The organism is Comamonas sp. C24C (assembly GCF_053345995.1).
In genome coordinates this window covers 430,096-442,518 of record NZ_JBKFBC010000002.1, presented here as the reverse complement: position 1 = coordinate 442,518, position 12,423 = coordinate 430,096, and the positions used below count along the sequence as shown (strand labels likewise).

8 protein-coding genes and 2 tRNA genes are annotated in these 12,423 nt (G+C 63.2%); 4 read left to right on the top strand and 6 right to left on the bottom strand.

From position 1 onward, the window contains the following. Positions 1-12 precede the first annotated feature (12 nt). The 3 genes from ACLBXN_RS05700 to ACLBXN_RS05690 all read left to right on the top strand — a co-directional run bounded on the left by ACLBXN_RS05700 (position 13) and on the right by ACLBXN_RS05690 (position 1,274). The gene (locus tag ACLBXN_RS05700; protein WP_003080523.1) at positions 13-933 is read left to right on the top strand and encodes an SPFH domain-containing protein; all 921 of its coding nucleotides are present in this window, start codon (positions 13-15) and stop codon (positions 931-933) included. A 91-nt stretch (positions 934-1,024) separates the two neighbouring features. After that, positions 1,025-1,115 (top strand) — tRNA-Ser (locus ACLBXN_RS05695). 68 nt (positions 1,116-1,183) lie between these two features. Beyond that, positions 1,184-1,274, top strand: a tRNA-Ser gene (locus ACLBXN_RS05690). 292 nt (positions 1,275-1,566) lie between these two features. On the opposite strand, the gene ACLBXN_RS05685 is transcribed toward ACLBXN_RS05690, so the two are convergent. From ACLBXN_RS05685 to ACLBXN_RS05660, 6 genes are all read right to left on the bottom strand, one after another. Next, positions 1,567-4,059: a TonB-dependent siderophore receptor gene (locus tag ACLBXN_RS05685; RefSeq protein ID WP_447611448.1), complete on the bottom strand. Its 2,493-nt coding sequence runs from the start codon at positions 4,057-4,059 to the stop codon at positions 1,567-1,569. 105 nt (positions 4,060-4,164) lie between these two features. Next, complete coding sequence (locus tag ACLBXN_RS05680) at positions 4,165-5,163, bottom strand: FecR domain-containing protein (protein WP_447611447.1); 999 nt, start codon at positions 5,161-5,163, stop codon at positions 4,165-4,167. A gap of 2 nt (positions 5,164-5,165) precedes the next feature. Beyond that, entirely contained in the window at positions 5,166-5,648 is a 483-nt protein-coding gene (locus tag ACLBXN_RS05675) for a sigma-70 family RNA polymerase sigma factor (protein ID WP_034369408.1), read from the bottom strand. Positions 5,649-5,850: 202 nt separating this feature from the next. After that, entirely contained in the window at positions 5,851-7,266 is a 1,416-nt protein-coding gene (locus tag ACLBXN_RS05670; protein WP_447611446.1) for an efflux transporter outer membrane subunit, read from the bottom strand. Then, positions 7,263-10,409: a multidrug efflux RND transporter permease subunit gene (locus ACLBXN_RS05665; protein ID WP_447611445.1), complete on the bottom strand. Its 3,147-nt coding sequence runs from the start codon at positions 10,407-10,409 to the stop codon at positions 7,263-7,265. The genes ACLBXN_RS05670 and ACLBXN_RS05665 overlap by 4 nt, the downstream gene beginning before the upstream one ends. A gap of 65 nt (positions 10,410-10,474) precedes the next feature. Continuing rightward, a complete protein-coding gene (locus tag ACLBXN_RS05660) occupies positions 10,475-11,653 on the bottom strand; it encodes an efflux RND transporter periplasmic adaptor subunit (RefSeq protein ID WP_447611444.1) in 1,179 nt (392 codons plus the stop codon). 193 nt (positions 11,654-11,846) lie between these two features. Here ACLBXN_RS05660 and ACLBXN_RS05655 point away from each other — a divergent pair, with 193 nt between their 5' ends. Beyond that, complete coding sequence (locus ACLBXN_RS05655; RefSeq protein WP_343677885.1) at positions 11,847-12,410, top strand: TetR/AcrR family transcriptional regulator; 564 nt, start codon at positions 11,847-11,849, stop codon at positions 12,408-12,410. The last annotated feature ends 13 nt before the right edge of the window (positions 12,411-12,423 follow it).

Below are 12,423 nucleotides of genomic sequence, written 5' to 3'. Positions count from 1 at the left end.
GCTGGAGACAATATGGATTACGCAGTCCCTCTCGCCATCGCCATCATTGCCGTCATCTTCATCGTCCGCTCGATCAAGGTGGTTCCCCAGCAACATGCATGGGTCAAGGAGCGTCTGGGCAAATATGCAGGCACGCTCACGCCCGGCCTGAACTTTCTGATCCCGTTCGTGGACCGCATCGCCTACAAGCACAGCCTCAAGGAAATTCCGCTGGACGTGCCCAGCCAGGTCTGCATCACGCGCGACAACACGCAGCTGACCGTGGACGGCATTCTCTACTTCCAGGTCACCGACCCCATGCGCGCCAGCTACGGCTCGTCCAACTACATCATGGCCGTCACCCAGCTCGCCCAGACCTCGCTGCGCAGCGTGATCGGCAAGCTGGAGCTGGACAAGACCTTCGAGGAACGCGACATGATCAACGCCCAGGTCGTCAATGCCATCGACGAAGCCGCGCTGAACTGGGGCGTGAAGGTGCTGCGCTACGAGATCAAGGATCTGACACCGCCCGCTGAAATTCTGCGCGCCATGCAGGCCCAGATCACGGCCGAGCGTGAAAAGCGTGCCCTGATCGCCGCGTCCGAAGGTCGCCGCCAGGAGCAGATCAATATCGCTACCGGCGAGCGCGAGGCCTTCATCGCCCGTTCCGAAGGCGAAAAGCAGGCTGCCATCAACAAGGCACAGGGCGAGGCCGCAGCCATCACCACCGTGGCCGAAGCCACCGGACAGGCGCTGGAGCGCGTGGCCACGGCCATCCGCCAGCCCGGCGGCGAGCAGGCGGTGCAGCTCAAGGTGGCTGAAAGCGCCGTGGAGGCCTACAGCAAGGTGGCCGCAGACTCCAACACCACCCTGGTCATTCCTGCAAACATGACCGAAGTCTCCGGCCTGATTGCCTCCGCCATGAAGATGGTGCAGGTGGGCAAGAACGCCTGACCGCCTCGCTTGATGCGCCGTGCAGAAAAGAACTTTCTGCACTTTCATTTTGAGGTCGAAATTTCTGGTTAGAATAGCGGCTTCATCACACGGAGCGGTGGATGAGTGGTTTAAGTCGCACGCCTGGAAAGCGTGTGTGGGTTAATAGCCCACCGCGGGTTCGAATCCCGCCTGCTCCGCCAGATTTAAAAATCAAGTCGACCACACTTGGTTTTTTACTTCAGCAATGAAGTATTTTTGGGATCGCTGTGGAGCGGTGGATGAGTGGTTTAAGTCGCACGCCTGGAAAGCGTGTGTGGGTTAATAGCCCACCGCGGGTTCGAATCCCGCCTGCTCCGCCAAATGATAAAAGGCCTTGAAGCAATTCAAGGCCTTTTTTCTTTTTGGCGTATTCGACCGTGAATGCGATTTGAATTCACGGTACGGTAATAGCCTCTTGCATATCCTGCCCGGCACCGGCCAATGCCAGGGGCCCGAATCGTAAAAGTCGAGCCCGGCCATTTTCGGGCCGGCTTGAAAAACGCAGCGCACGATCTGCCTGCCAGCAAGGCCCCGAGAACCGGGCTGCATCCCGGGCTTTCACGGGCCACGGCATCTGCAGGCCGGATCCAGGGTTCGCCTTGAACCAGGCGCTCAGAACCTGCCGCGCAGCGTCAGCATCACATTGCGCGGCTCGCCATAGTAGTTGGAGCCATAGGCCGCCCAGACACGCTGGTAATACACCTTGTCAAAGACATTGTTGACGGTCAGCGTTGCATCCAGATGCTTGTTGAAGCGGTAGCCGATCTGCAGCGCAGCCGTGGTCACCGGCCCCTGCGAGAACTTCACATCGCCATTGAGGCGGTACATGCGGCTGGTGCTGCGCAGACCGCCCCCCAGGCTGAAGCCCTCCAGGGCACCCGAACCAAACTGATAGCGCGTCCACAGATTGAAGCTGTGGCGCGGAGCGATGAAGGTATAGAGCTGGGCCTTCTCGTCCGGCGTTCCTTCCAGGGTTTTGGTCTGCGTGTACGCATACCCGACAGCCAGATTCCAGCCCGCCGCGATGCGGCCATTGATTTCGGCTTCCACCCCCTGGCTTCGCATCTTGCCTGCGGCAACCGAAAACAGCGGGTTTGCCGGGTCGGTCATCGCTCGATTGGTGTCCTCCATGCGGAAAATCGCCGCACGGGCATTGAGCTGCTTGTTCAGCCACTCGCCCTTCACACCTGCTTCGTATTGCTGGCCCACGCGTGGACGCAATGTCATGCCGTCGGCATCGCTGGCGGTCTGCGGCGCAAAAATGCGGGTGTAGCTGGCATAGGCAGACAGCTGCTCGCTCAGATCGAACACCACACCCGCATAAGGAGTGAACTTGCTGCTGATGCGCGTGCTGGTTTCGGAGAACTGGTTGAAATAGGCGTTGCGATTGACCGCATGGTTATCCCACCAGGTCATGCGCCCACCCATGCTGAGCAGCACGCCGCCGACCGGGCGCAGATTGACCCGCCCATACAGCCCGTACTGCTCCGTGCGGTTGTCGTTGCCATTGGAGAAACTGTAGTTCGTCGGCTTGGGAACGTTGTTGTCAGGATCGAAGATGTTGATCGGAGCACCATCGCCGCCGCCGTACTTGAAGCTCTTGTGCACCTTGCGATAGTCTGCTCCCAGCGTCAGCTCGTTGTTGGATGAACCCAGAGCGGCGAACGGCGTGCTGATGAAACCGTCCAGACCATGCGTCTTCCAGTGGCTACGGTAAGCCCAGCTGATGAGGCAGCTGTCGCCGCTGGCGGGGTCCGCTGCACAGTCCGACCAGCCGAACAGCCGCGAGGGCTCGTCCTGCTCACGGTAGCTGGCGTTGAGCTTGATCTGCCCGCCGTTGTCCAGGCGATGCTGCAGTTCTGCGAAGTACTCGGTATTGCGTTCGGTGATGTGATTCCAGATGGGATCCAGATAGCTGGAGCGCGGAATGTCCAGCAGGCGCCCATCCGGATAGGCCGGCAGCCCGAATGCGGGACGCCCCTTGTATTGCTGATGGCTGGCTCCGGCGGTGAGCGTGCTCGATGGCGTGAGATCGGCCTCCAGCACACCATAGATCAGCGGCTTCCTGGAATACACATGATCCACAAAGGAGCCCTGGTCCTGGTAGGCCGTGACAAGACGCCCGCGTATGCGTCCATCACTGCTCAGAGGCCCCGTCATGTCCGCCTCGGCGTAATAGCGGCTCCACGAACCGGCCGACAGCTGGGTGCTGAACTCCTTGTGCGCCTTTGGGCGCTTGCGCACCAGATTGATGGAGCCGCCAGGATCGCCGGCGCCCTGGAACAGTCCGGCAGGGCCGCGCAGGACTTCGATACGGTCGTACATGGCCATGCCGAATCCGCTCGAAAGATCATTGCCTGTGCTGGCCGGGTTGTTGATGCCGTCCACCTGCACGGTATCCACCGCGTAGCCGCGCAGATAGAAATTGCCATGATTGCCTCCGGTGCTGCCGGGCTCCACGGTGACGCCAGGCACGGTGCGCATGGCGTCATCGAGACTCTGGATATTCTGGTCCTCCAGCATCTGACGTGTCACGACGGAAACCGACTGCGGAATTTCGCGCAGACTCTGCGCGCTCTTGCCGATGGTGACCAGCTGTGCCGCATAGGAGCCCGTGCCCTCCGAGAAGGTCGACACCTCGGCCGGCGCAGTCACCAGCACTTCCGCCAGGCTGGGGGCCGTGCCGGCCGCTACAGGAGCCGCAGTGCTCTTGCGCAGGATGAAAACGCCAGGCTGGGCCTGGACAGCCTCTAGCCCCGTGCCGCGCAACAGCTGAGCAAAGCCCTCTGCGACCGCGAACCTGCCATGCAGACCTGCAGTCTGAAGTTCCCCGGAAAGTGCAGAGTCCGCAGACAGCGTCACCCCCGACTCGCCCGCAAAACGCGCCAGGGCCTGGCTCAATGGCCCCCGAGGCAGGCTGTACTCTCGCCGCTCCGACTCACTCGGAAAGCTCTGGCCAGACTGAGCCTGAACACCGCCGGCAGCGGCCATGCCCAGCAGCAGTATCAGCCCGGCTTGCACGGCACTCCGTTTGAATCCCTGGCCGCCGACGGACAGGATGGACGAGGAAAGTAGCGAAGTCTGCCCGCAAAAATGCTGTGCCATGGCCATGGAGTAACCCTTCTTAAAAACGCCGATAAATGTGTTGCCTTTCTTGTATGACCGGCGTCCCGCCAAAAGGGGACATGGAAGCGGAATAAATCGAGCGCCTCAGCGTGGCACGATGGTCACCCAGTAGCGCGAGCGCTGCAGAACCCTGACGGGCAAGGAGGCCGCCAGCGCCGCCAGTGCCTGGTCCGTATCACGCAGCTGAAAGGCTCCGCTCACCGGCAGGGCTGCCACCGCCGGATCGCAGCGCACAATGCCCGGACGGTAGCGCGAGAGCTCGGCAGCAAAGACACCCAACGCCGTCTTTTCTGCATAGAGCACCCCTGCCGTCCAGCCATCGGCGTCAAGGCCGGCGGCTTCGGGCGCGTCCACATGCTCTGCACTCATATGCGCCTGCTGCCCCGCATCGATGCGCACCGCCGCGCCGCCGTTGGCGGGGATCAGTTCCACCGCCCCCTGTTGAACCGCAACCAGGGAGCTGCGGTCCGTCGGCGCAGAAGGCGGAGCGATACGCACGGTAAAGCGCGTTCCCAGCGCGCGTGCCGTTCCTTGCGCCGTCTGGACCAGAAACGGCCGCTGCGCGGCATCGGCAGCAGTCTGTACCCAGATGGCGCCCGCACGCAGGATCAGGCGTCGCTCCGACGATGTGAACACCATGTCGACGGCACTGCCGGTGTCCAGCTGCATTCTGCTGCCGTCGGCCAGCGTCGACTCACGGCGCTCGCCCGTGTGGGTACGCATATCCGCCGACCATTCATGCCAGGGCGCAAGACGCCAGGCGCCATAGCTGACAGGCCCTGCCACGATCACAGTCGCCAGTAGCCGCGTGACGGCACGCCGCTGCGACCGGCTCGCATCGCGCAGGGCCGTCGCGCTCAGCACACCCAGCGTCTTGCCGGCCCGGCTTGCATTCAACTGGCCGAGCACCCGTTCGGCGCGCTGCCAGGCGATTTCATGGCGCGGGTCAGAGTTGCGCCATTGCATGAGTTCTGCCTGCAGCGTCGCATCGCCTTCATCGGCGTGCAGCCGCACCAGCCACTGCGCTGCCTGCCGCGCTGCGCTCGGGTCGATAGCCAGGGTCGGGGACGGTGAAGCGGACATGCTCAGACCACCAGCAAGATGCACTGCTCGAAGGCCTGCGCCATATAGCGCTTGACGGTGCGGACCGTGACATCCAGGCGCTGCGCCACTTGCGCGTAAGTCAGGCCATCGAGTTGAGACAGCAAGAATGCCTCACGCACCTTGGGTGGCAGGCCGTTGAGCATGGCATCGATCTGATGCAATGCCTCCAGCACCAGCAACTGCTGCTCGGGCGAAGGCGCCAGGGGCTCCGGTAGCTGGGCCATCGCGTCCAGCCATGCCTGTTCCAGCGACAGCCGCTGCACATGATTGATAAGCAGATTGCGCGCAACCGTGGTCAGATAGGCTCGCGGCTCGCGCAATACCAGCGCGCGCTGCTCGGCCTGGGCCGCCAGCACTCTCACAAAAGTATCTTGTGCCAGATCCGCGGCATGATCCGCCCCGCCTAGCTTGCGCCTCAGCCATCCAAGAAGCCAGGGGTGATGCTCTCCATAGATCGCGGCCATGTCGGTCAAGGAGTGGGATGGGTATGACAAGATACAACAGCTTACTTATTTTGATAATGAGAATTATTATCGATCTACAAGCAAGCTGAAATAGCTGTGGTTTTTCCGGGATGCCCTGCCTGGCAGCCATCTCCGGCTCACGGGGTGGACCCTGCCCACCGAGGTTCGGGGGCGGTACCCGATGCACCGCCCCTGGGTGCACTCAGCTCTGAGCCCCCTGCTGCGACTGCCAGCCTCCGCCCAGTGCCCTGAACAGCGTGGCCAGGGCCATTTGCCGCTGCGTACTGACCTCGATCAGAGCCATCTGCTGCGCAAAGTCCGTGCGCTGTGCATCCAGATAACGCAGATGGCTGTCCAGCCCGGCGCGATAGCGCAGCTCGGCGAGCTTGAGCGTATTCGCGCTGGTCTGCACCAGCCGCTGGCGGGCCAGCTCCTCGCGCCTCAGGGTCTCGACGGAGGCCAGCGCGTCGCTGACTTCACGAAACGCTGTCTGGATGCTGCGCTCGTAACCGGCTATCGCCATGTCCTTGCGCAGCTGCGCGATCTCCAGATTGGCGCGATTGCGGCCGCCATCAAAAATCGGCAGGCTGAGCTGCGGCATGAAGGACCAGGAGCGCTGGCCACCGGCAAACAGATCTGAGAGCTCGGCACTGGTCGAGCCGTAGGAGCCCGTGAGCGAAATGCGCGGAAAGAATGCAGCCCGCGCAGCGCCGATGCTCGCATTGCGCGAACGCAGCTGGTATTCGGCTGCACGGATGTCCGGGCGCTGTTCCAGCAGATCGGACGGCATACCGGCACCAATCTCCTGCACCAGGGGAGCAGCGCTCAGATCCGCTGCCGCCTGGACCGAGCCGTCGCCCACCAGCCAATCCAGCGCGTTTGCCGCCTGGCGCAGCTCGCGTGACAAGCGCTCGACTTCGGCGCGCGCCAGTTCGAGCTGGCCTTGAGCCTCCTGCTCGTCCAGGCGGCTGGCCGTGCCGGTCTTTCTGCGCTCGCTCATCAACTGCCACTCCTTCTCGCGCGCCTGCAAGGTGCGCAGCGCCAGGGCCTGGCGCTGCCGCGCGCTGTCCTGCGCCAGCGAGGCCTGGATCACTTCGGCGACCAGACTGATCTGCACGCTGCGCGCGGCCTCTTCGGTAGCCAGGTATTCCATCAGCGCAGCCTCGGATAGCGAGCTCACGCGGCCGAAGAGATCAAGCTCGAAAGCCATCAACCCGACGCCAGCCTGATAGTTGCTCTGCACCCTGGCCGCTCCTGTGCCGCTCAGGTCGGCAGGCAGGCGCTGGCGGTTGCCACTGGCCTGCGCTTCCAGACCGGGCAGCTGATCAGCACGCTGCACGCGATAGGCCGCGCGTGCTGTCTGCACATTGAGTAGCGTCTGGCGCAGATCGCGGTTGTTGGCCAGCGCTGTTTCGATACGCGAGCGCAGGCGCTCATCGATCACGAAATCCTTCCAGTGCAAACTCTGCGCCGATGCAAGTGTGGCTCCCGGGGCCGCACTCCAGCTGCCAGGGATGGGCGCAGCAGGCCTGTCGTAGGTCGGTGCAAAAGAGCAGCCTGCCAGTGCCGCGGTGATCAGCGTCAGCGCCGCCCTGCGCATGGTTTCATGCCGGTTCATGCGGATTCTCCTTCGGAGTCTGTATTTTTCTCCTGAGGCACCGCGCGACGCTTGCGCCGCAGCGATAGCACGAAGACAAAGAAGATGGGCACGAACAACACGCCCAGCAAGGTCGCGCTGAGCATGCCGCCGATCACGCCGACACCGATGGCGGCCTGGCTGGAGGCCCCCGCGCCGGTGGCCAGCGCCAGCGGCACCACCCCCAGGATGAAGGCCAGCGAAGTCATCACGATGGGGCGAAAGCGCAAACGGGCTGCCTGCAATGCGGCCTCCGTCAGCGAATGGCCACGCTCGTGCAGGTCCTTGGCAAACTCCACGATCAGGATGGCGTTCTTGGCCGCCAGGCCGATGATGGTGATCAGACCGACCTTGAAGTACACGTCGTTCGAGAGACCCAGCGCCGAAGTGGCCAGCACCGAGCCCAGCGCGCCTATGGGAACGATCAGCATCACGGCTGCGGGAATGCTCCAGCTTTCGTACAGGGCCACGAGCAGCAGGAACACCACCACGATGGCCAGTGCGAACAGCTTGGGGGCCTGAGCGCCAGCGGCCTTTTCCTGATAGGACAGTGCCGTCCACTCGTAACCTATGCCGCGCGGCATCTCGCCCAGAATGCGTTCGAGCTCGGCCATGGCCTCACCCGTGGTGTGGCCGGGCTTGGCGTCGCCCGCGATTCGGAAGGCCGGATAGCCGTTGTAGCGCGAGATCTGCACCGGCCCCTGCTCCCACTCCACGCTGGCAAACGAGGCCAGCGGCACCTGCTCGCCCTGGGCATTGGGCACATACAGGCGCAGCAGGGCTTCGGGCGTCATGCGCGCGGCCGTGTCGGCCTGCACCACCACACGCTGCAGGCGTCCGGCGTTCGGAAACTCGTTGATCACGGCCGAGCCATAGGCCGTGGACAGCACGGCACTGATGCTCGCGAAGCTCACGCCCTGGGCCTGGGCCTTGCGCCGGTCTATGTCCAGGCGCAGCTGCGGCGCATCTTCGAGGTTTTCCATCATCGCGTAGGCGATCACCGGCGAGGCATTGGCCTTCTTCAGCAGTTCGTCGCGCGCGGCAACCAGGGCCTCGCGGCCCAGACTGGCGCGATCCTGAAGACGCAGCGCAAAGCCGCCGGAATTGCCAAGGCCGTCGATGGGTGGCGGGTCCACCGCCATGGCCGCACCATCGGACAGACTGCCGAAGCGCTGATTGAAGGCCTGGACCTCGTCCCACGACGCCTGACCCTTGCCACGCAAGGACCAGTCCTTGAGCGTGACGAAGGCCATGGCCGCGTTCTGCCCCATGCCCGAAAAGCTGTAGCCCATCAGGAACTCGGCCTGAGCCGTGGCGGGGCGGCTTTGCACATAGGCTTCCATGTCGCGCACCACGGCCTCCGTGCGTGCTTCGGTCGCACCAGGGGGCAGTTGCACGCTGACGATGTAGTAGCCCATGTCTTCATAAGGCACAAAGGACTCGGGCATGCGCGTGTAGGCAAAGCCCAGTCCGCCCACGATGGCTGCATAGATCAGCATATAGCGGCCCGTGCGCTTGACCAGACGCTGGTTGAGCAGCGAAAAGCGCTCGGTCAGCTTGGCAAAGTGGCGGTTGAACCAGCCGAAGAGACCTTTTTTCTCCTCGTGGTGATCCTCGGCAACAGGCTTGAGCAGCGTGGCGCACAGTGCCGGCGTGAATGTCAGCGCCAGCAGGCCCGAGAACAGGATGGAAACCGCCAGCGACAGCGAGAACTGACGGTAGATCACGCCCACCGAGCCGCTCATGAAGGCCAGAGGCAGGAACACGGCCACCAGCACCAGCGTGATGCCGACGATGGCCCCCGAGACCTGCTGCATGGCCTTCACCGTGGCAGCCAGCGGCGAGAGGCCCTCCTCGGCCATGAGACGCTCCACGTTCTCCACCACCACGATGGCATCGTCGACCAGAATGCCGATGGCCAGCACCATGCCGAACATGGTCATCATATTGACCGAGAAGCCCAGCGCATACATCACCGCCAGGGTGCCGGCCAGACACACCGGGACCACGATGGTGGGAATCAGCGTATAGCGCAGGTTCTGCAGAAACAGCCACATCACCAGGAACACCAGCACCACGGCCTCGACCAGGGTCTGGATCACCTTGCCGATGGCGACTTCGACAAAGCGCGAGGTGTCATAGGGCACGGCGTACTGAATATCGTCCGGGAAGTTCTGCGACAGCTCGGCTAGCCTCGCCTTGACCGCCTTGGCGGTCTGCATAGCATTGGCACCAGGTGCCAGTTGCACGGCGGCCGCCACTCCTTTGTGGCCGTCCTCGCGCGAGGCGAAGCTGTAATCTAGCTGGCCGACTTCGAGACGCGCCACATCGGCCAGGTGCACGGCCGAGCCATCGGCCCTGGCCTGCAACACGATCTGGCCGAACTCCTCGGGCGAACTCAGCGTGCCCTTGACGGCAATCGTGGCGCTGAGCTCCTGTTCGGACGATCCGGGCTGGCTGCCGAAGCTGCCTGCCGGCACCTGGGCGTTCTGCGCGGCAATGGCCGCATTCACGTCCGCGACCGACAGGCCGTAGCCCAGCAGCTTCTGCGGATCGACCCAGACCCGCATGGCGACATCGGCGCCAAAGTACTGCACCTTGCCCACACCGGGCACGCGGCGGATCTCGTTATTGATGTTGCGCACCGCATAGTCGGAGAGACGGACCTCGTTCTTGCCGCTGTCGTCGCCCTTGTAGGTCAGCGAATAGATCAGCAGGAAGTTGGCGCTGGCCTGCTCGACCTGCAGGCCCATCTGCATCACCGAGGCGGGCAGCCTGGCCTCGGCCTTCTTGATGCGGTTCTGCACCTCGACCTGGGCCAGTGCGGGATCGGTGCCCGGCGCGAAGGTAGCGGTGATTTCGGCCAGGCCCGTGGCGCCGCTGGACGAGTCGAAGTACAGCAGCCCCTTGGTGCCGTTGAGCTCCTCTTCGATGACGCTGGTCACCGATTCCATCACCGTGGTGGCTGACGCCCCCGGATAGGTTGCCGAGATGGAGATCTGCGGCGGCGCCACATTGGGAAACTGCGCCACAGGCAAGGCCGGGATCGCCAGCAGGCCGGCCAGCAGGATGAAGATCGCAACCACCCAGGCCAGCTTGGGGCGATCAATAAAAAACCGGGACATCATCTATCCTTGAATAAGGCTTGTCTTTTTTGGCATTCAGCGCTTTCAGAATCAGCGCATATTGCTCATTTTTTTGAAGTGGCTTCAGAGTCTTTGACGACGCCAGTTTCAGCTGCAGCGGCCGCCCGGATCTGCACCTTGGTGCCGGGCACGGCTGCCGCAAGGCCTCCGACCACCACCCTGGCGTTTTCCTCGAGGCCCTCGGTGATATGCCAGTCGGAGCCGTACATGGCACCGGTGCTCACCTTCTGGGACTGCACCATGTTCTGCTCGTCGAGCACCAGCACATGGGCCAATCCGTCGGCGCCGCGCTGCACCGCGCGCTGAGGCACGAGAATGGCCGCAGGATCCTCGCCCAGGCCCAGGGTCACGCGCACATACATGCCGGGCAGCAGCAAGCCATCCTGGTTGGGGAATTCACCGCGCAGCGCCAGCTGGCCGGTACCGCGATCCACCGTCACATCCGAGAACAGCATCCGTCCCTGGCGTTTCTGATCCAGACCATCAGCCACCAGCGTCACCGGAGTGTTGCGTGGAGACTGGCCCTGCAGCTGCCGGGCACGCCAGCGCGTGGCCAACGCGGCAGACTGGCGAAAATCGGCGTAGACGGGGTCCAGCTGCTGGATCACCGCCATCGCTGTCGCTTCCCCCTGGCCAACCAGGGCACCTTCGGTCACCAGGGCACGGCCGATGCGGCCGGCGATCGGAGCTTTCACCGTCGCATACTCCAGGTTCAGGCGTGCCGCCTCCACTTCGGCCTGGGCCGATTGACGCGTGGCCATGGCACTGTGCAGCGTAGCCTTGGCGCTGTCGAAATCCTGGCGGCTCACGGCTTCCTGCGCCACCAGCGGTTCGTAACGGTGCACCACGGACTGCGCTTCCGACAGCGCAGCCTCGGCTCGCGCCAGCTCGCCCCGAACCCGCGACAGCGCAGCGCGCAGCGGCGCCGGGTCGATGCTGAACAGCACCTCGCCGGCCTTCACATCGGCGCCCTCCTTGAAATGGCGGCTCAGCACGATACCCGGTACACGCGCACGCACTTCGGCCACGCGCACAGGCTCGATCCGCCCGGGCAGTTCAGCGCTGAGGCTCAGCGCCCTGGGCTTGACGGTCACCACATCCACCTGCGGCAGCTCCTGGGGCTGGCCACCCGCTTCCGACTGGATGCAACCGCTCAACATCATTGCGGCCGCCAATGCGGCCAGGGCCGGCCAGGCACGCACATTCTGGCTTTTCGTCTTCATGGCTTTTGAGTCTTGTCAAATCTTGAAAGACGCGCATGATGCACGAAAAAGTTTTTTGAATCAAATTTGATTCATTAAGACTTATATTGATTCTTTATATTTTGCTGGCGTGTAAAGTTGCCAGCTCTTGCTTTTAGACTCGCTGGTTAAATCAAAATAGGTTCATCCGTATCCGCCCCAACCGGAGCTACGAATGACAACAGCCCCCCACGACAACACAGCAATCCTCCCCCCATTGGCCCTGGCCTTGGTCAACCACCCACGCGCCACCTTGCAGGAGCTGGCCAAGGCCATTGGCATCAGCAAGGCCACGCTCTACCGTTTCTGCCCCACGCGCGATCTGCTGATCAAGCGCCTGCTGGAGCAAAGCCTGCGCACGCTGGACAACGCACTGGACGAAGCCCGCATCGAGGAAGGACCGGTGCTCGAAGCCCTCAAGCGCCTCAATGCCAAGCATCTCGAACACCGCGAATTCACGCTGTTTCTGACCTATTACTGGAACGAGGTCGAAAAGCCCATGGAGGAAAATGCGATCTGGGAGCCCAAGGTCGACGCTTTCTTCCTGCGCGGCCAGCAGGAAGGCGTATTCCGCATCGATTTCAGCGCAGCAACATTGACCGAGCTTTGGCTAGGAACCGTGATCGCGCTGATCGACGGCGAGCGCCGCGGCCGCATCCCCCGCGCGCCGCTGGCGCAGCTTGCAGAGCAGGCGTTTTTGCAGGGCGTCATGCGCCAGGACGCGCCAACGCCCCTCTGAACGCAGAACTTGC